General features: G+C 63.9%; 8 protein-coding genes. 4 read left to right on the top strand and 4 right to left on the bottom strand.

The genetic code is table 11. The features are described 5' to 3' along the window. Positions 1–89: 89 nt before the first annotated feature. A complete protein-coding gene (locus ACQRBT_RS16515; RefSeq protein ID WP_412047544.1) occupies positions 90–12,977 on the bottom strand; it encodes a non-ribosomal peptide synthetase in 12,888 nt (4,295 codons plus the stop codon). Positions 12,978–13,028: 51 nt separating this feature from the next. Next, positions 13,029–13,781: a thioesterase II family protein gene (locus ACQRBT_RS16510; protein ID WP_104994406.1), complete on the bottom strand. Its 753-nt coding sequence runs from the start codon at positions 13,779–13,781 to the stop codon at positions 13,029–13,031. 303 nt (positions 13,782–14,084) lie between these two features. Between ACQRBT_RS16510 and ACQRBT_RS16505 the strand changes: the two genes are divergently transcribed. Beyond that, positions 14,085–14,636, top strand: coding sequence for an RNA polymerase factor sigma-70 (locus ACQRBT_RS16505; protein ID WP_060755994.1), 552 nt, complete (start codon positions 14,085–14,087; stop codon positions 14,634–14,636). A 2-nt stretch (positions 14,637–14,638) separates the two neighbouring features. Here the strand turns inward: ACQRBT_RS16505 and ACQRBT_RS16500 are convergent, their stop codons facing one another. After that, on the bottom strand, positions 14,639–15,427 hold the full coding sequence (locus tag ACQRBT_RS16500; RefSeq protein ID WP_090369562.1) for a substrate-binding periplasmic protein: 789 nt from the start codon (positions 15,425–15,427) through the stop codon (positions 14,639–14,641). A 91-nt stretch (positions 15,428–15,518) separates the two neighbouring features. Further along, on the bottom strand, positions 15,519–16,142 hold the full coding sequence (locus ACQRBT_RS16495) for a TetR/AcrR family transcriptional regulator (protein ID WP_060755996.1): 624 nt from the start codon (positions 16,140–16,142) through the stop codon (positions 15,519–15,521). A 152-nt stretch (positions 16,143–16,294) separates the two neighbouring features. Here ACQRBT_RS16495 and ACQRBT_RS16490 point away from each other — a divergent pair, with 152 nt between their 5' ends. Genes ACQRBT_RS16490 through ACQRBT_RS16480 form a run of 3 tightly spaced genes read left to right on the top strand, consistent with a single transcriptional unit; the run spans position 16,295 to position 20,579 of the window. Then, positions 16,295–18,073 (top strand): acyclic terpene utilization AtuA family protein, encoded by a 1,779-nt coding sequence (locus tag ACQRBT_RS16490; protein WP_412047543.1) that lies wholly within the window; start codon positions 16,295–16,297, stop codon positions 18,071–18,073. A 12-nt stretch (positions 18,074–18,085) separates the two neighbouring features. Continuing rightward, the gene (locus ACQRBT_RS16485; protein ID WP_244385368.1) at positions 18,086–18,958 is read left to right on the top strand and encodes an SDR family oxidoreductase; all 873 of its coding nucleotides are present in this window, start codon (positions 18,086–18,088) and stop codon (positions 18,956–18,958) included. A 4-nt stretch (positions 18,959–18,962) separates the two neighbouring features. Beyond that, positions 18,963–20,579: an acyl-CoA carboxylase subunit beta gene (locus tag ACQRBT_RS16480; protein ID WP_412047542.1), complete on the top strand. Its 1,617-nt coding sequence runs from the start codon at positions 18,963–18,965 to the stop codon at positions 20,577–20,579. Positions 20,580–20,581 lie beyond the last annotated feature (2 nt).

Below are 20,581 nucleotides of genomic sequence, written 5' to 3'. Positions count from 1 at the left end.
CTCAAGTGAGCCCTTTTGACATCCGCCTGCCTACTGTCAGAATTGACAGTTCCGACACAACGTCACGCTATATCCGACTAACGGCCGCCTCACAATCCCTCCAATTCCGCCATCAGGTCACTCAACCGATCCACCTTCTCGGCACTGATCTCATTGGCCGCCAACCCGTCGATATATTCAGCCAACTCCGCAACCGTACTGCACTCGAACATCGCCCGCAGCGGCACATCGCGCTGCAAGGTCTTCTGCACCCGCGAGGCAATTTGCGTGGCCAGCAATGAATGCCCGCCCAGTTCGAAGAAGTTGTCCTGCACCCCCACCCGCTCAACCTTGAGGACCTCGGCCCAGATCCCGGCCAGGGTGGTTTCCAGTGCGTTGCGCGGTGCCAGGTAGTCCTGGCTGTGCAACTGGCCGATGTCCAGCGCCGGCAGGGCCTTGCGGTCGAGTTTGCCGTTGGCGTTGAGCGGCAGGCGGTCGAGCCAGAGCCAGTGCAGCGGCACCATATATTCCGGCAGTTCGGCGCGCAGGCGCTGCTTGATGCGGTCCAGGCGCTCGCTGGGGTTGAGGCTTTCGTCAGCCGCCACCAGATAGCCGACCAGATGCTTGCCGTTGACCCCTTCCTGCACGCCGACGGCCGCGTCGCGCACTTCGGGTTGCTCATGCAGGCGGGCTTCGATTTCACCCAGTTCGATGCGGTAGCCGCGAATTTTCACTTGATGGTCGATACGCCCGACGTACTCCAGCACGCCGTCACTGCGACGGCGCGCCAGGTCGCCGGTGCGGTACAGCCGCTCGCCCGGTGCGCCGAAGGGGTTCGGCACAAATACCGGGGCCGTGCGCAGCGGATCGCCGACATACCCACGCCCGACCCCCGTACCCGCCACGCACAACTCACCGACCGCGCCCTGCGGCACCAACTCCAGCGCACCATCCAGCAGGTACAAACGATTGTTGTCGGTCGGCGTGCCTATCGGCAGATAGGTGCCACGGGTCGACGCCAGGTCGACGCGGAAAAACGCGACGTCATCCGAACACTCCGCCGGGCCATAGGCGTTCACCAGCGCAATCTCGGGATAACGCTGCAACCACTGGTGCGCCAGCTCCGGTGGCATCGCTTCGCCGGTCGGCAGCATCCAGCGCAGGCCGTCGAGGCTGATGCGATCCTGGGCGAGCATGCCCTGGATCAGTGACGGCACGCTCTCCAGCACCGTGATGCCTTGCGCCTGGACATGCTCCAGCAAACCGTGCGGATCATGGGCCAGCGTGTTCGGCACGATGTCCACCCGTGCGCCAAACAGCGGCGCGGTGAGGAACTGCCATACAGAAATATCGAAGCTTTGCGAGGCGGTCTGGGCGATCACGTCCGCCTCACTCAGTTGCAGGTACGGCACCTTGCTCAACTGGTTATTGAGCATGCCGCGCTGTTCGACCATCACGCCTTTGGGCAGGCCGGTGGAACCTGAGGTGTAGATCACATACGCGAGGCTGTCCGGGCCGCTGTAGACACCTGGGTTTTCTCCACGGCCCGGAACGTCCTCCCATACCAGCAACGCGCAATCGGTGCCCTCCAGCAGTTCGATGGCCAGTTCGCGACACGCCTCGGTGCACACCAGCAGCGGTGTGCGGCTCAAGTCGATAATGCTGCGCAGACGCTGGCCCGGCAGCCCGGGGTCCAGCGGCAGGTAACCGGCACCGGCCTTGAAGCTGCCGATGATCATGCCCAGCAGGTCAAGGCTGCGTTCGGCCAGCAACGCCACCGGTTGATCCAGGCCGACACCCGCCGCGATCAGCGCGTGCCCCAAGCCATTGCCGCGACGGTTCAACTCGGCATAGGTCCAGCGCTGCGCCAGGCAACTGGCGACAATGCGTTGTGGATGGGCTGCCACCTGTTCTTCGAACAGCTCGATATAGCTGCGTTCCAGCGGGTAAGCCTGCTCGCTCTGGTTACAGCCCTGCACCAGGAACTCGCGCTCTTGCGCGCCGATCAGGGGCAGCTCGGCCATGTCGCCATGGAAGCCCTGCACCAGCGCCAGCAGCAAGCGCTTGAACTCGCCAAGCATGCCTTGCACGGTGGTTTCATCGAAATAACGCTGGTCATAGGACAGGTGCAAACCGAGGTCATCGCCGGGGTAGCACACGGCGGTCAGCGGGAAGTTGGTGTGGGTGCGGCCGGAGTCCGACGTGGCGTTCAGGCTTTGCGCATGGTCCAGCACCGAGACTTCCACCGGGGCGTTTTCGAACACGAACAGGCTGTCGAACAGCGGCTGGCCCTTGGGCAGCTCGCTGTGTTCCTGGATCGTCACCAGCGGCAAGTACTCGTACTCACGCAGTTGCATGTTGCTGTCGAGCAGGTCGGTCAACCATTGGCGCACGCTGCAAGGCTGGTCGTCCTCGGGCAGTTTCACGCGCAACGCAATGCTGTTGATGAACAGGCCGACAGTGCGTTGCATCTCGGGCATTGCCACCGGGCGGCCGGCCACGGTGACGCCGAACAGCACGTCACGCTCACCGCTCAGACGCCGCAACACCAAGGCCCATGCCGCCTGGGCGAAGGTATTGACGGTGAGCTGGTGGGCCTGGGCCAGTTCGCGCAATTGCGCGCCGTCGCGAGCCTCCAGGCGGGTGTAGCAATCGCCGACCACCATGCCGCCGCTGTGGCCCGCGTGTTCACGCAGGAAGGGGCGGTCGCTAGGGATCGGCGTGGTGCGTTCAAACCCCTTAAGGTTCTGCTGCCACCACTGGCGCGCCTGGTTGAGGTTCTGGCGTTGCAGCCAGGCAATGTAGTCGCGGTAGCGCGGTGGCGTCGCCAGTTGCGCGTCGCGGTGCTCGCCCAAGGCCGTATAGATCTCGAAGAAGTCATTCATCAATAGCGAACGGCACCAGGCATCGATGAGGATGTGGTGGTTGCTCATCATGAACCAGTAGTGCGCTTCACCCACGCGGATCAGGCGCAGGTGGAACGGCGCCTGGTTGAGCAGATCGAAACCGGCTTCGCGTTCGGCCTTGAGCAAGGTTTGCAGACGCGGTTCCTGTTGCTCTTCGGCATCGTGGCTCCAGTCCAGGTATTCAATCGGTGTGCTACCCGGCTTGTGGATCACTTGCAGCATGTCTTCGCCGACGTTCCAGCAGAACGACGCGCGCAAGGCTTCGTGACGGGCGATCACCGCCTGCCAGGCCTGGGCGAAACGCTGCGGGTCCAGGGCGCTGTTGATACGGTAGCGGTCCTGCATGTAGTAGAGACCGGTGCCCGGCTCCAGTAGGGTGTGCAGCAACAGGCCCTCCTGCATCGGCGTCAGCGGGTAGACATCCTCGATGGCGTTGGCTGGCACCGGCAAGCCATCCAGTTGCGCCTGGGTCAGGTGCGCCAGGGGGAAGTCGGACGGCGTGAAGCCACCGGCATCGTCCTTGAGGCAGTGCACGATCAGGCGTTGCAATTCGGCCAGGTAGCCCTCGGCCAATTCGCGGATGGTCTGGCGGTCGTGACGCTCGCGGCTGAAGGTCCAGCGCAGGACCAGTTCCCCGCCATACACCTGGCTGTCGACGCTCAACAGGTTGGGCAGCGGCGCATCCGGGTCATGGGCAACACCTGCCGACTCGTCCAGTGGGTGGAACAGTGCATCGGCACCAAAGCTCTGGTCGAACTGGCCGAGGTAGTTGAAAGTGATCTCGGCGCTCGGCAGCGCAGCCATGGCCTGCTTGCACAGGTCGTCCGCCAGGTAGCGCAGCACGCCGTAACCCAGACCTTTGTGCGGCACGCCGCGCAGTTGCTCTTTGATGGCCTTGATCGAAGCACCCGGCTCTTCAAGTGGCGTCAGGCGCAACGGATAGGCACTGGTGAACCAACCGACACTGCGGGTCAGGTCGATCTCATCGAACAGGCTTTCGCGGCCGTGGCCCTCCAGTTGGATCAGCGCCGAGGCGTGGCCGCTCCAGCGGCACAGCACGCGGGCCAGGGCGGTCAGCAACAGGTCGTTGACCTGGGTGCGGTAGGCGCTCGGGGCCTGTTGCAGCAATTGAAGCGTGTGCTCGGCATTCAGGCGCACACTGACGGTATCGGCATCGCGATTACGCAGCGAGCCGTGTGCTCGATCCACCGGCAACGCCACCTCCGGGCCTGCCAGCCGGGCCTGCCAAGTGCCCAGTTCTTCACGCAACGATTCGCTGCCGGCATACGCTTGCAGGCGTGCCGCCCAATCCCTTAGCGCACTGGTCTTGGCCGGCAGGCCGACGGACTGGCCATCGCTCAGTTGGCGATAGACCGTTTGCAGGTCTTCAAGCACGACGCGCCACGACACACCATCCACCACCAGGTGGTGAATCGCGATCAGCAGGCGCTGTTGACCTTGCGGACCATCCACCAGCAAGGCACGCAGCAGCGGCCCATGGGCCAGGTCGAGGCTGCGCTGGGTGTCGGTGAACAGCGCCGTGCATTGGTCCATATCACGCACGTGCGCCTGCATCAGTACGCCGCCTTCGGGCACCGCCAAGTGCTCGGCGTGCCATTGGGCATCGCGCGCGGTGAAGCTCAGGCGCAGGGCATCGTGGTGTTCCAGTACTGCCAACAGCGCTTGCTCCAGGCGGTGCGGATCGAGCAATTGCTGCGGCGCAAGCAACAACGCCTGGTTCCAGTGCTGGCGATTGGGGATATCGGTATCGAAGAACCAGTGCTGGATCGGCGTGAGCCCGGAACTGCCGGTCAATACGCCCTGCTCCGCCTTGACCTGCTGCGAACGCGTGGCGATGGCGGCCAGGGTGCGGACCGTCTGATGCTGGAACAGGTCGCGAGGGCTGAAATGAATGCCCGCCTGCCGCGCACGGCTGACCACCTGGATCGACAGGATCGAATCGCCGCCCAGCTCGAAGAAGTTATCGTCCAGCCCGACCTGTTGCACGTTCAATACCGCGCACCAGATCGCCGCCAGGGTTTGCTCCAACTCGCTGCATGGCGCGACATACTGTTGGCGGTTGGCCTCGGGGTCCGGTTGCGGCAAGGCCCGACGGTCGAGCTTGCCATTGGCGGTCAACGGCATGCTGTCGAGCACGATCAGGTGCGCGGGCACCATGTAGTCCGGCAATTGCGCCTTGAGGTGAGCCTTGAGCGCGTCACGCAAGCTGGCGTGCTCGGCGTCGCTGACCAGATACGCCACCAGTTGCTTGCCGCTCGGCGAATCCAGCGCCAGCACCACGGCTTCGCGCACGGCCTCGTGCTCCAGCAGGCGGGTTTCGATCTCGCCCAGCTCGATACGAAAGCCTCGCACCTTGACCTGATGGTCGATACGCCCCAGATACTCCACCTCGCCATCGGCGCGTTGGCGTACCAGGTCACCCGTGCGATACAGGCGGCCACCACGACCAGCAAACGGATCGGCCACAAACCGCTCCGCGGTCATGCCCGCGCGCTGGTGGTACCCCAGGGCCAGGCCGGCACCGCCGACGTACAACTCGCCCGTCGCACCTTGCGGCACCAGGGCCAGGTCGGCGTCGAGAATGTACGCCAGGCGGTCACCGATGATGCTGCCGATCGGCACACTGCCGGCGCCCGCCTCCAACTGCTGCGGCGCCAGGCTGGCCAGCGGCATCACCACGGTTTCGGTCGGGCCATAGGCGTTGAAGAATACCTGCGGCTGGAACGCCGCCCGAATGCGCTGCAAGTGCTCGCCGGTGAGCGCCTCGCCGCCGGTGATGCACATGCGCACCGGCAAGGTCTGCTGCTGGGTGGCCAGCCATTGCGCCAACTGGCTGCCGTAACTCGGCGTGAAGCCCAGGATGTTGATGCGATGGGTGCGGATCAGTGCGCAGATTTCCTCGGCGTCCCACTGGCCCTGGGCGCGCAACACCACCTGTGCACCGCTGAGCAGCGGCACCAGCAGACGCTCGGTGGCGGCGTCGAAGTTGATCGAATAGAAGTGCAGCTCGCAGTCATCCGCACGCATCCCGAAACGCTCGATCACCGCCCGGCAATGCATGGCGATTTCACCATGGCACACCACCACACCTTTGGGTTTGCCGGTGGAGCCGGAGGTGTAGATCAGGTACGCCTGATGCTGTGGCAGGTTGAGCAATGGCGGCTCGGTCGCCGGATAGTTGGCCAGTACCGGCAAGTCCTCTTCCAGGCACCAGCACGCCAGCGTGGCCGGCAACTCGCCAAGGGCTTCGAACATCGCCGCATCGCTGAGCAACAGGCCAATGCCGCTGTCTTCGATCATGTAGTGCAAACGGTCGAGCGGGTATTCCGGGTCCAGCGGCACATAGGCGCCGCCGGCCTTGAGAATTGCCAGCAGGCCGATGACCATTTCCAGCGAGCGCGGCAGCGCCAGGCCCACGCGCACCTGTGGGCCGACACCGCGCTCGCGCAGCATCCAGGCCAGGCGATTGGCGCGTTCGTCCAGTTCGCGGTAGCTGAGGGTCACCCCGGCAAAGGTCAACGCGGGCGCATCGCCCCGCTTCGCCGCTTGCTGGCTGAACAGCGTGTGCAGGCACTGGTCGAGACGATGTTCACCCGCCGCAACGCCCAGGCTGTGCTGCAATGCACGTTGCTCAGCAGCGCTGAGCAGCGGCAGTTCGCTGAGGCGTTGTTGCGGATCGCCGATCAAGGCTTCCAGCAGGTTGCGCCAGTGCTCGGCCATGCGCGCGATACGCGGCTCGTCGAACAGGTCGGTGCTGTAGGTCAGGCAGCAACCCAGGCGCTGGTCGAGGTCGGTGACTTCCAGGTTCAAGTCAAACTTGGTGGCGCGGGCATCGTTGGCCAGGTACTCGACGGTCATGCCGGCCAGTTGGCGGCTTTGCTGGAACTCCCAGCGCTGCACGTTGCACATCACCTGGAACAACGGGTTGTACGCCGCGCTACGCGTAGGTTGCAGGGCTTCCACCAGATGGTCGAACGGCAGGTCCTGATGGGACTGGCCCTCGATCACCGTATGGCGCACCTGCTCGAACAACTCGCCGACACGCATTTGCCCGTCGAGTTGGCAACGCAAGACTTGGGTGTTGAGGAACGCACCGATCAGCCCTTCGCTTTCCGGGCGGATACGGTTGGCTACCGGCGCGCCGATGCGCAGGTCGGTCTGGCCGCTGTAGCGGTAAAGCAGCACGGCCAGGGTGGCGGTCATGGTCATGAACAGGGTCAGGCCGCGCTCGGCATTGAAGGCACGCACGCGAGCGGCCAACGCATCGCTCAGGTCGAAGCGGTACAACTCACCCTGGTGGCTTTGCACCGGTGGCCGTGGACAGTCGGCGGGCAGTTCGAGCAAGGGGTGCTCATGGCCCAGTTGCGCCGTCCAGTAATCCAGTTGACGCTGGCGCTCACCGGATTCCAGCCACTGGCGCTGCCAGACGCTGTAGTCCAGGTATTGCACCGGCAACGGCGCCAGCGGCGAATCGCGCTCGTCGATGAAGGCTTCATAGAGCGCGCTGAGTTCACGGGCGAAGATGTCCATGGCCCAGCCTTCGGTGACGATGTGGTGCAGGGTCAGCACCAGGTAGTGTTCCTGCTCACCGGCCTTGACCAGGCAGGCACGCAGCAACGGCCCGGTTTCCAGGTTGAAGGGCGTGTGGGCTTCATGCTCGGCCAGTTGTTGCAGGCGTTGCTGGCAATCGGCTGGAGTAAGCGCAGAGAAATCCCGCCAGTCCATGCGCAGGCCGGTCTGGCGCGAGACCTTCTGATACGCCACGCCATCGACACTCGGGAAGGTGGTGCGCAGGGTTTCATGGCGCATGATCAGGGCTTGCAACGCCGCCTCGAAACGCCCCACATCCAGCACACCGCGCAGGCGCGCCATGCCGCCGACGTTGTAGGCCGGGCTGTCCGGTTCCATCTGCCAGAGGAACCACATGCGTTGCTGGGAATAGGACAACGGCACCGGCACGCTGCGGTCGACCCGGGCGATGGGAGCTTGCTGGTTGCGATGGCCCGCCGCCTGGATCAGCCCCACCTGCTCGGCGAAAGCGCCCAACTCGCTGGCTTCGAACAAGGTGCGCAGCGGCAGTTCGACGTCACACGCCTGGCGGGTGCGGGAAATGATTTGCGTGGCCAGCAACGAATGCCCGCCGAGGGCGAAAAAGTCATCGCGCAGGCCGATACGGGGCAGGCCCAGCACTTCGCGCCAGATCGCTGCTATCTGCTGCTGCAACGGGGTCTCGGGTTCGATGTGTTCACGCAGCTGCCACACCGGCTCCGGCAGCGCACGCCGGTCGACCTTGCCGCTGGGGCTCAGCGGCAGGGCATCCAGGCGCATCAGCAGCGCAGGCACCATGTATTCCGGCAGCTCGGCGGCCAGGGCGGTTTTCACGGCCTGCTCGTCCAGCCCGGCCGGCGCGGTGTAATAACCGATCAGCTTGGCCTCACGCACCAGCACCACGGCCTGGGCAATGCCCTCTTGGGCCAGCAGGCGCGCTTCGATTTCTTCAGGCTCCACACGGAAACCGCGCAGCTTGACCTGTTGATCAAGACGCCCCAGGTATTCCAGCACACCGTCGGCGCTCCATCGGGCGCGGTCACCGGTGCGATACAGGCGGGTGCCGTGTTGGTCTGCGACAAAACGCTCAGCCGTCAACCCGGCGCGGCCGAGGTAACCCCGCGCCAGGCCGATACCACCGATGCACAACTCACCCGGCACACCCAATGGCACCGGGTTGAATTGCTCGTCCAACACGCGGCAGATCACGTTGCCCAAGGGTCGGCCAATCGGCGAGCGCTCGCCGTCTGCCACATCGCAGTGCCAATGGGTGACGTTGATCGCGGTTTCGGTCGGGCCATAACGGTTGTGCAATTGCACGGCCGGCCATTGCGCCAGCACCCGGTTGCGCAGTTCGGCAGGCAACGCCTCGCCCCCAGAGAACACGCGACGCAGGCTGGTGCATTCACGCGCCAGGGGCTCGTCGATAAACAGCTGCAACAGCGCCGGCACAAAGTGCAGCGTGGTCACGCCGTGCTCTTGCACCAATTGTGCGATGCGCTGCGGGTCGCGATGTTCGCCGGGGCCGGCCAGCACCAGCCGGCAACCGGTGATCAGCGGCCAGAAGCACTCCCACACCGACACGTCGAAACTGATCGGCGCCTTTTGCATCAGCACGTCGGTTTCATCCAGGCAATAGGTGGCCTGCATCCACTGCAAGCGCTCGGCCAGGGCCGCATGGGTATTGCCCACGCCCTTGGGCTGGCCGGTGGAGCCGGAGGTGTAGATCACATAGGCGAGGTTGTCGCCGTTGAGGTGCAAGCCCGGCGCCTGGCTCGGCCAGCTGTCGAGGTGCAGGCTGTCCATGGCGATCACGCACACGCCGTCGGCCGCCGGGAGTTGCTCGAGCAAGGCGGTCTGGGTCAGCAGCAGTTCGACGCCGCTGTCGTTGAGCATGTAGGCCAGGCGCTCGGCGGGGTAGTCCGGGTCCAGCGGCACATAGGCGCCGCCCGCCTTGATGATCGCCAACAGGCCGATCAGCAGCTGCGGCGAACGCTCGGCGGCGATGGCCACGCACACATCCGGGCCAACGCCTTTGTCACGCAGGTAATGCGCCAGGCGGTTGGCCTGGTTGTGCAGTTGGGCGAAGCTCAGGCTGCCGTCCTGCCAGACCAGCGCGGTGTTGTCCGAAGCCTGCTGGCTGAACAACTCGGGCAGCCAGCGGGTGGCCGGCACGCACGGCGCCTCACTCCAGGGAGCCTGCTCGTTGGTGTGCATCAGCGTCAGCTCACCAATGGCCCGCTGCGGCTGCTCGCACACCGCGTGCAGCAGGTTGATGAAGTGCTCGGCCAGGCGCTGGACGGTGCGGCTTTCGAACAGCTCATCGGCGTAGTCGAACGACAGGCTCAGGCGCCCATTGCGGTCTTCTTCGCTATGCAATTGCAGGTCGAACTTGGCTTCGCGACTGTGCCACGGCAACTCATCGGCCAACATCCCCGGCAAGCGGCGCAAAGCGCTCAGGTCACGTTGCTGATGGTTGAACATCACTTGGAACAGCCCTTGCTCACGGGCTTGCGGGAAGGCTTCGAGCAACTGCTCGAAGGGCAGATCCTGATGGGCCTGGGCTCCCAGCACCGTGTCGCGAGTGGCGGCCAACAGCTGATCGAACGGCAGGCGCCCCTCCAGCTCGGCGCGCAGCACCAGGGTGTTGATGAAAAAGCCGATCAAACCCTGGGTTTCCTGGCGCGGGCGGTTGGCATTCGGCACACCGATACGGATATCGCGCTGGCCGCTGTAGCGGTGCAGCAGGCTTTGGAACGCCGCCAGCAACAGCATGAACGGCGTCGACTCGTGGGCCTGGGCGGTCTGGCGAATCGCTTCGCTGAGGCCCGCGCTCAGGCGCACGCTATGGCGCGAGGCGCTGTGACGCTGCTGCGCGGAGCGCGGATGGTCGGTGGCCAGGCTCAGGGCCGGGTGCTCCTCGCCCAACTGCGCCCGCCAGTACGCCAGTTGCCGCTGGCCTTCGCCCTCGGCCAACCATTGGCGCTGCCAACTGCCGTAGTCGGCGTATTGCAGGGCCAGCGGCGGTAGTTCCAGGGGTTGGCCCTGAGTGGCGGCGGCATACAAGCGGGAGAATTCGTCGATCAGGATGTTCAGTGACCAACCGTCGGCGATGATGTGGTGCAAGGTCACCAGCAAGTGATGATCTTCATCGTCCAGGCGCACCAGGGTCACCCGCAGCAGCGGACCTTTCTCCAGGTCGAACGGCGCGCGCGCCTGGTCTTCACGAATCTGTTGGGCACGGGATTCACGCTCGGCAACCGGCAGGTCGCTGAGGTCGATCCGTTGCAGGTCGAACTCGGGGCTTTTGTCGACACGCTGGAACGCCTGGCCGTCACGCTCGTAAAAGCGTGTACGCAGGGCTTCGTGGCGCTGGACCAGTTGCGCAAAACTGCTGCGCACCGCGTCTTCATCCAGCTCGCCACGCAAGCGCAGCCCACCGGGAATGGTGTAGGCGCTGCTGTGAGGGTCCAACTGCCAGGTGATCCACAGGCGGTTCTGCGCCAGCGATTGGGGCAACTCGTCCTGACGTGACAGGGCGTGAATCGCGCCTTGGGCAACGCCACCGTCCTGTTGCAATTGCGCTACGTCGGCGGCAAACGCCGACAGGGTCGGCGCTTCGAACAACAGGCGCAGATTCAGCTCCAGGCCCAGCACTTCACGCAAGCGCGCCACCACCTGGGTAGCGGTAATGGAGTTGCCGCCGAGCAGAAAGAAATGGTCATCCGCCGCGACTGTGTCGACCTGCAACTGCTCGCACCAGATCGCTGCGATCTGCTGTTGCAGCGCCGACTCCAGCGCCGCATCACTGGTCTGGGCTTGCACCTCGGGGAACTGCGCATAGCGGTCGAGGCTGCCATCGGCGTGGCGAAGCGCGCACGCCGCACGCTGCAGCTTGCCGCTGGAGGTCTTTGGCAAGGCGCCGGGGTTGAGCAGCACCACCACGCTCGGGGCTTCCTGGCAGGCCTCGGCCACGGCTTGGCGGATGGCCTTAATCAGCGCCTCGGGCGCCAGGATTTTCTGCACGCTGCGGCTGATTTCAGCGGCGATGCCGATACCCTCCAGGCCCTGATGCTGTACCGCAAATGCAGCGACCCGGCCCTTGCGTATGCCTTGCACTTCGCGCTCGAGGGTTTGCTCGATGTCCTGGGGATACAGGTTGTGGCCGCGAACGATCAGCAGATCCTTGAGCCGGCCGGTGATGTACACCTCGCCGTCGCGAATGAAGCCCAGGTCACCGGTGCGCAGCCAGGTACGGCCGGCCTGTTGCACAAACGTCTTGGCGGTGGCTTCGGGGTTGCGCCAGTAACCGTGGGCGATGCTCGGCCCGGTGGCCCAGAGTTCGCCGACGTGGTTATCGGCTAACGCCTTGAGCGTGTGCGGGTCAGCGATCAGCACCGCATGTTCCGGTTGGCTGGTGCCGCAACTCATGATCGCACTGCCATGCCCTGGCTCAGCGCGGTTGGCGGCCAGGGCCTGTTCGTCCATGCGCATGGCCGGGATGCCCTGCCCTCGCGTGCCGCCGGCGACAAACAAGGTCGCCTCGGCCAAGCCGTAAGAGGCAAAGAAATGGTTTGAAGAGAAACCGCACGCCGCGAACTTCTCGGCAAAGCGCTCCAAGGTGTCGAGGCGGATCGGCTCGGAACCCGAGTACGCCACGCGCCAGCGGCTCAAATCCAGGCGCTCCAGGGCTGACTCGCTGACCCGCTCGCTGCACAGTCGATAGGCGAAATCCGGCCCGCCACTGATGGTGCCGCCGTATTCGCTGATCGCTTCCAGCCAGCGCAATGGCCGCCCGAGGAAATAGGCCGGCGCCATCAATACACAGGGCACGCCGCTGAAAATCGGTTGCAGCAGCCCACCGATCAGGCCCATGTCGTGGTACAGCGGCAGCCAGCTGACAATCACGTCATCCGGGTTCAGGTCGATACCAAACCCGCGCCGGATCAGCACTTCGTTGGCCACCAGGTTGCCGTGGCTGACTTGCACGCCCTTGGGCAACGCCGTGGAGCCGGAGGTGTATTGCAGGAAAGCGATGTCGTCAGCCTGCAATTCAGGCTCGATCCAGCCGTCGGCGACCGCGCTATCCAGGTTGTCGACGCTCAACACTGGCGGCGCATTCTCGATCCGGGCCAGGCCATCGGCGAGGCTGGCGATGGTCAGCAGCAGGCGCGGCTCGGCATCCTTGATGATCGACAGCAAGCGTTCCTGGTGATGCCGGCGCGTGGACTCCGGCGGGTAGGCCGGCACCGCGATCACCCCGGCGTACAGGCAACCGAAGAACGCCGCGACGTAATCCGGGCCGCTGGGGAACAGCAGCACCGCACGTTCACCCAGTGCCGCATTGGCTTGCAAGGCGGCGGCGATGGTGCGGGCACGTTGGTCCAGGTCACGGTAACTGAGCACTACGTTGTGCTCGGCGGACTCGGCGAGGAAGCGCAGGGCGACCTGGTCCGGGGTCTGCGCGGCGCGACGTTGAAGGGACTGGACCAGGGTGCGGGGAAGTTCGAAGGCGTCCATCATGGGGTTCCTGCCTGAAATCGGCTTACGGGAAAATCGAAAATTGGAAAGCGTTCAGCCGGCGATCCGCTGCCGCGTCGTGCCAGTGCGCCAACGGCTCAGGTGCTCATCGGCATAACGACGCAGGCAGCGCAGCACGGCGCTTTCGTGCTGCACGAGAAAGAAGTGATGGCCGTCGAACATGTCCAGGGAGAAGCCACTGGCGGCATCGATCTGCCAGTCCAGCAACTGGTCGGCACGCACGCTGTCTTGCTTGCCGCCGAACACATGGATGGGCATGCCCAGCGGCTCGCGCTCGCCATACTTGAAGCTGCCGCACAGCAGGAAATCGGCGCGCAGGATCGGCAGCATCAACTGCATCAATTCAGGGTTGGCCAGGGCTTCTTCGGCGGTGCCCTGTAGCTCACGCAGGCGGGCGAGCAATTGTTCGTCGGTCTTTTCGATAGCGTATTCACTGACATCGCGACGGGCCGGGCCAGCCGTGCCAGAGGCGAACAACGCCAGTGGCGCGGGCACATCGCGCAGGCTTAGCGCATGGGCCAACTCAAAGGCCAGCAGGCCACCGAGGCTATGACCGAACAGCGCGTAGGGGCCATCCAGGTGGCGGCTGATTTCATCGGCAAGCTGGTCCGCCAATGCCTTGATATCGCGCTGCAACGGCTCGTCCATGCGCATGCCGCGCCCCGGCAACTCCAGCGGGCACACTTGCAGCCAGTCCGGCAGGGCACGGCGCCAGCGGGTGTAAACCGAGGCGCTGGCGCCCGAATGGGGCAGGCAGAACAGGCGCAGTCGGGTGGGTGTGCTCATGGTTTGAGGACTCCCCACTGAAACACGCTGTTTGCACGGTAAAAACCCATTTCGCCCTCCTGCGGGTGCTGATCCTTGGCCGTTTCGCTAACGGACCTGTCACCCATGAGAACGGACGGAGCCGGTAAATAATTAGTCGCCCGGGACGCGCGAGACGCGGTTCACACCTTGCAGAAAGGCATAGGATTAGTTCTTTCTCTCATTTGACAATAATTATCATTAAGCATAATTTGTTGCCCGATGTGTAGGAGGCTTCAGCACGGACGCCCTCCCCTAACCTCTTTTGCGACAAGGTGAATTTCCATGACGGAACCAGTATCCACAGGCAGGTGCGACTCACCGCTTCTCCAGGCATTCGTCGACAATCGACTGATCCTGGTGAAGATTGCGGCCAGAATTACCGGCTGTCGCTCCCGCGCTGAAGACGTCGTGCAAGACGCCTTCTTCCGCTTGCAGTCAGCGCCGACGATCACTTCATCGTTCAAGGCCCAACTGAGTTATCTGTTCCAGATCGTGCGCAACCTGGCGATCGACCACTACCGCAAGCAGGCGCTGGAACTCAAGTATTCGGGACCGGAAGAGGAAGGTCTGAATGTGGTGATTCACGGTGCCTCACCGGAAACCTCGCACATTAATTTCAACACCCTGGAAAACATCGCCGACGCCCTGACGGAGTTGCCCCAGCGCACCCGCTATGCGTTCGAGATGTACCGCCTGCACGGCGTGCCGCAAAAGGACATCGCCAAGGAGCTGGGCGTATCGCCGACCCTGGTGAACTTCATGATCCGGGATGCGCTGGTGCATTGCCGCAAGGTGTCGGGCAGCCACAGCGATACGTTTGCGCGGCGGGTGTAGGTTCAGGGCACCGGCATCACATCGATGCGATACGGCTCGAAAATCTTCAGCATCTGGCCGTTATCGCGCAAATGCTTGAGCAACGCGGCGAACGCCTCCCCGGTGATCGGCGCTTTCGGCCGCAGCAAGGCGTAGTGGTGATACACCTGGTCGATACGTTCCGAGACCAGGAATTTCCCCGCCATGTCCGCATTGCGCACCATGAAGTCACTCAGGTACGAACGCGTCACCAGCGCGATATCGGCACGCCCGCGCACGACCATCAGCAGGTTGCTGTCATGGGAATAGGTCAGCGTGGCGTTGAAGTGTTCGGCCAGGTATTTGGGGTCGGCGTTGAAGTTGGCGAAGGCGTAGTGATAACCGCTGAACACCGCGAGGCGCTTGCCGGTCAGGTCGGCGAAATAACGCTGGTCGCGCTCGGGCTCACGCTGGGCGACGAAAATTTCCGCATCCTCCAGGCCCATGTCGACACTGGTGTGAGGAATATCCTTCCAACCCCAAGCAGGGTTTTCGAAGATCGCCATATCGACCCGGCCCTGCTCGAAGTCCCTGAAACGCCGGGGGATCGAGGTCGGCACCAGTACAAACTGGTAGTCGCTTTGCAACGTGTTCAGGGCTTCCACCAATTGCGGCAGTATCCCGGTGTCGGCCCCTTGTTCGGGACGCACGGTGTAGGGCGGAAAATGCGCGGCACCGATCCTCACCAGTTGCGCAGCAGAAGCCGGCATCCAGCCTCCGGTGCCCACGGCCCATAATGTAAGTCCTGCAGCCAGCCGCCATGGCGATAACATCAAGGCACACACCGTTTAAACTCTGATATCAGTAAGCTAGGCGTTTTTCTCAGGCGAGACAACTTTCGTCGCCAAATTAACAGCTTGCGCCTCAATCGGACTTCAGCACCATCAGCAGGGCTTCGTCAGCCAATTGCTCAAGTGTCAGGCTGCCCTGGGCACGAAACCAGGTGGTGGTCCAGGACAAGGCACCGGTCAGGAAGCGCCGCGTAATAAACACATCCCCCTTGATGTACCCGGCGGCCTTCGCCTCCTCCAGCACTTGCAGCCAGATATTTTCGTACACATCGCGCAGCGCCAATACCCGGGCCTGGCCTTCGGCCGACAGCGAGCGCCATTCGTAGACCAGCACCGCCATGGCCTCGCCACTGCCGCCCATGATCGACTGCAATTCGCAGCGGATCAGCGCCAGCACCCGTTCGCGCACGTTGCTCGCCTCCTCGAGGGAAGCACGCATCATCGCGGTGTTGTAGTGGATGGTTTCCTCCATCACCGCACGCAGAATCTCGTCCTTGCTCTTGAAGTGATGAAAGATGCTGCCGGACTGAATGCCCACGGCGCCGGCCAAGTCACGCACCGTGGTGCGTTCAAAGCCCTTGTTACGAAACAGGTGAGCCGCGGTTTGCAGCAATTTGCCCCGGGCGCTGTCGGGGTCGGTCAATTGGCCGCCATCGACCATGGTGCGCATCACCCGCTGGGCTTTGTGCTCATCCATGCTGCTCTCCTTTATTTCTACTAACGTCTTGGGCGGCAATTTAGGCTGTGACCGCCACCCAAGCAAGCGCTTGGGCAGAACTTGTGTCGGGAGTTTACAAACCAAGCGCTTGCTTGGTAGTCTCGACCCAGCCATTCGAGGAAGGATTTCTCATGAGCAAGACGGTTCGTATCGGCTGCGCCAGCGCTTTCTGGGGCGATACCAGCACGGCTGCCGCCCAGTTGGTGCAGGGCGGCGCGCTGGACTACCTGGTGTTCGACTACCTGGCGGAAGTCACAATGTCGATCCTCGCCGGGGCGCGCTTGAAAGATCCCCAGGCCGGCTACGCCACCGACTTCGTCGAGGTGCTCACGCCACTGTTGGCCGAGATCCAGCGCCAGGGCATCCGCGTGATCAGCAACGCCGGCGGCATCCATCCACAAGCCTGCGCTGCGGCGCTCCAGGCGGCCTGCGATGAAGCCCGGCTGCCGCTGAAAATCGCCGTGCTGCTGGGCGACGACCTGCAACCCCGGCTCAAGCAACTGCACGGCGTCACCGACCTGTTCAACGGCGCGCCGCTGCCGCCGGCCTGCGTGTCCGCCAACGCTTATCTCGGCGCTCCCGGCATCGTCCAGGCGCTGGCGCTGGGCGCCGATATCGTCATCACCGGCCGGGTGGTCGACAGCGCCGTGGTCAGTGCCGCACTGGTGCATGAGTTCGGCTGGTCCTGGCAGGACTATGACCGCCTGGCCCAAGCCGCCCTGGCCGGGCACATTATCGAATGCGGCGCACAGTGCACCGGCGGCAACTTCACCGATTGGCGCGACGTGCCGGACTACGAACACATCGGCTTCCCCATCGTCGAGGTGAGCGCCGACGGCCAGTTCACCGTGAACAAAGTCGAGGGTACGGGCGGGTTGATCAGTGAACTTAGCGTGGCCGAGCAACTGCTGTATGAAATCGGCGACCCGCGTGCGTACCTGTTGCCCGATGTGATCTGCGATTTCAGCCAGGTGCGCTTGCAGCAACAGGGCAAAAACTGCGTACGCCTGCACGGCGCCAAGGGCTTGCCGCCGACTGCGCAGTACAAAGTCAGCGCCACTTACCTGGATGGCTTTCGCTGTACCGCCAGTTGCCTGCTGGCCGGGATCGATGCGGTGGCCAAGGCCGAGCGCGTCAGCCAGGCAATCATCAACAAGACGTCGGAGCTGTTCAGCCAGCGCGGTTGGGGGCCCTACACCGAAGTGAATATCGAACTGCTGGGCAGCGAAGCCACCTACGGCGCCCACGCCCAACGCCACGACAGCCGCGAAGTGGTGGTGAAACTCGCCGTGCGCCACCCGAACAAGCAGGCATTGCTGCTGTTCGCCCGTGAAATCGCCCAGGCGGCGACCGGCATGGCACCGGGCCTGACAGGCATCGTCGGTGGGCGACCTTCGGTCTACCCGTTGATCCGACTGTTTTCGTTCCTGGTCGACAAAACCGCGTGTGAGCCGCTGATCGAATGCCAAGGTCAACGCCACGCCTGCGCGTTACCGCCCGTGCATGCGCTCGCCACGCCGGCCGCACCGCTTGATCCACCCAAGCCTCAAGGCCGCGCAGATGCCAGCGTACCGCTGGTGAAACTCGCCGTAGCGCGCTCCGGGGACAAGGGCAACCACAGCAACATCGGCGTGATCGCCCGCGACCCCGAGTACCTGCCGTGGATCGCCGAAGCGCTGACCCCGGAAGTGATCGTCGATTGGATGAGCCATGTGCTCGATCCCCTGCATGGCCGCGTCGAGCGCTGGTATTTGCCAGGCAGCCACAGCCTGAATTTCCTGCTGGAAAACGCCCTGGGCGGCGGTGGTATCGCCAGCCTGCGCATCGACCCGCAAGGCAAGGCGTTTGCCCAGCAACTGCTGGAAATCCCCATTGCCGTGCCGCAGCACATTGCCGATCAACTTCGCTAAAGGACCGTTGCCGTGGCCTTCGACTCGATCTTCAAAGCCAACCTGTTCCAAGGGCAAACCGTGATTGTCACGGGAGGCGGCAGCGGTATTGGCCGCTGCACCGCCCATGAACTGGCGGCCCTGGGCGCCCAGGTAATACTCGTGGGGCGCAAACCGGAAAAACTCCAGGCAGTAGCGGCGGAGATAGCCCAGGACGGTGGCAACGCCCACTGGCAGGCTTGCGACATTCGCGATGAAGCGGCGGTCAAAGCACTCGTCAGCCAGCTCATCGGCGAGCACGGGCCGATCCACGGGCTGGTGAATAACGCCGGCGGCCAGTACCCATCGCCACTGGCCTCGATCAACCAGAAAGGTTTTGAAACCGTACTGCGTACCAACCTGGTCGGCGGCTTCCTGATGGCCCGTGAAGTGTTCAACCAATCCATGAGCCAGCACGGCGGCGCCATCGTCAACATGCTCGCCGACATGTGGGGCGGCATGCCTGGCATGGGTCACTCCGGAGCGGCCCGTTCGGGTATGGACAACTTCACCAAGACCGCCGCGTTCGAATGGGGTTACGCCGGTGTGCGGGTCAATGCCGTGGCGCCGGGATGGATTGCCTCCAGCGGCATGGACACTTACGAAGGCGCGTTCAAGGCGGTGATCCCGACGTTGCGCGAACACGTGCCGCTCAAGCGCATCGGCACCGAGTCGGAGGTCAGCGCCGCCATTGTGTTCCTGCTCAGCCCCGCCGCGGCCTTTATCAGCGGCAGCACCCTGCGCATCGACGGCGCCGCCAGCCTGGGCAGCCGCGCCTGGCCGCTGCACAAGGCGCAGCCACCCAGCGCGTCGTTCAATGGTTTCCATCGTGCGTCTGTGCCCGATGTGCTCAAGGCGGAGCAATAACACCATGCCGGTGATCGAAACCCAAATCGACGTCCATAGCCCGCAATTCGCGCAAAACCGCGAAGCCCTGTTGGCCAGCCTTCAACAACTGCACCAACTGCAACAGCAGCTGCTGAGCAAAGCGCAGGAGGCCAAACCCAAGTTCGAGCGGCGCAACCAACTGCTGCCCCGCGAACGCCTCAACCTGCTGCTGGACCCCGGCGCACCGTTCCTTGAACTGGCGAGCCTGGCCGGCTACAAACTCCACGATGACAAGGACGGCAGCGCCGCCGGCGGTGGCTTGATCGCCGGCATCGGCTACGTCAGTGGCGTGCGCATGCTGGTGGTGGCCAATAACAGTGCGATCAAGGGCGGGACCATTTCCCCCACGGGCCTGAAGAAATCCCTGCGCCTGCAACAGATCGCCATGGAGAACAAACTGCCGGTGGTGACCCTGGCGGAAAGTGGCGGCGCGAACCTCAACTATGCCGCCGAGATTTTTGTCGAAGGCGCCCGCAGCTTTGCCAATCAGGCACGCATGTCGGCCATGGGCTTGCCGCAGATCACCGTGGTGCATGGCTCCGCCACGGCGGGTGGGGCCTATCAGCCCGGGTTGTCGGATTACGTGGTGGTCGTGCGCGGCAACGCCAAGCTGTTCCTCGCAGGGCCGCCTCTGCTCAAGGCCGCCACCGGCGAAGTGGCGACCGATGAAGCCTTGGGCGGTGCGCAAATGCATGCGCAAACCGCCGGCACGGCGGAGTACCTGGCGGAAAATGATGCGGACGGCGTGCGTATCGTGCGCGAAATCGTCGCCCTGCTGCCCTGGAATGACCGACTGCCGCCCGCCCCGAAGCGGCCTTACACAGAACCGTTGTATCCCATCGACGAACTGCTGGGGTTGATCCCCGACGACCCGAAAAAGCCCTACGACGTGCGTGAAATCCTCGCACGCCTGGCAGACGGCTCCGCCTTTCTCGAATTCAAGGGCGAGTTCGACGCCCACACCGTGTGCGGGCACTTGCACATCCAGGGCCGTGCGCTGGGCGTGATCGGCAACAACGGCCCGATCACGCCCAAGGGGGCCAGCAAAGCCGCGCAGTTTATCCAGCTATGCGACCAGAGCCGCACACCGCTGCTGTTCCTGCACAACACCACCGGCTTCATGGTCGGTACCGAATCGGAGCAGCAAGGCGTGATCAAGCATGGCGCGAAAATGATCCAGGCCGTGGCGACGGCGCGGGTACCTAAACTCACGATTGTGGTCGGCGGCTCCTACGGTGCCGGCAACTACGCGATGTGCGGCCGCGGCCTGGACCCAAGGTTCATCTTCGCCTGGCCCAACAGCCGCACGGCGGTGATGGGCGGAGCGCAGGCCGGCAAGGTGTTGCGCATCGTCACCGAAGCCAAGCAACTGAAAGACGGCCTGGTGCCCGACCCCAAGGTGCTGGCCATGCTGGAACAGGTCACCGCACAGAAACTCGACAGCCAGTCCACTGCGCTGTATGGCAGTGCCAATCTGTGGGATGACGGGCTGATAGACCCCCGCGATACGCGCACGTTGCTGGGGTTGCTGCTGGATATCTGCCACGAAGCCGAGGTCAGGCAGTTGCAGCCCAACAGTTTTGGCGTGGCGCGTTTCTAACA

This window comes from Pseudomonas sp. R19M, from assembly GCF_050312585.1.
Taxonomy (GTDB): Bacteria; Pseudomonadota; Gammaproteobacteria; order Pseudomonadales; family Pseudomonadaceae; genus Aquipseudomonas; species Aquipseudomonas palleroniana.
Note: the sequence above shows the minus strand (reverse complement) of the source record. Positions and strands in the feature narration are given on the sequence as shown.

Bases quoted from the DNA above. Each gene is read 5' to 3' on its own strand.
- ACQRBT_RS16510 (WP_104994406.1), bottom strand. From the start codon at position 13,781: ATGAGCACACCCACCCGACTGCGCCTGTTCTGCCTGCCCCATTCGGGC.
- ACQRBT_RS16505 (WP_060755994.1), top strand. From the start codon at position 14,085: ATGACGGAACCAGTATCCACAGGCAGGTGCGACTCACCGCTTCTCCAG.
- ACQRBT_RS16495 (WP_060755996.1), bottom strand. From the start codon at position 16,142: ATGGATGAGCACAAAGCCCAGCGGGTGATGCGCACCATGGTCGATGGC.
- ACQRBT_RS16480 (WP_412047542.1), top strand. From the start codon at position 18,963: ATGCCGGTGATCGAAACCCAAATCGACGTCCATAGCCCGCAATTCGCG.
- ACQRBT_RS16490 (WP_412047543.1), top strand. From the start codon at position 16,295: ATGAGCAAGACGGTTCGTATCGGCTGCGCCAGCGCTTTCTGGGGCGAT.
- ACQRBT_RS16500 (WP_090369562.1), bottom strand. From the start codon at position 15,427: ATGTTATCGCCATGGCGGCTGGCTGCAGGACTTACATTATGGGCCGTG.
- ACQRBT_RS16515 (WP_412047544.1), bottom strand. From the start codon at position 12,977: ATGATGGACGCCTTCGAACTTCCCCGCACCCTGGTCCAGTCCCTTCAA.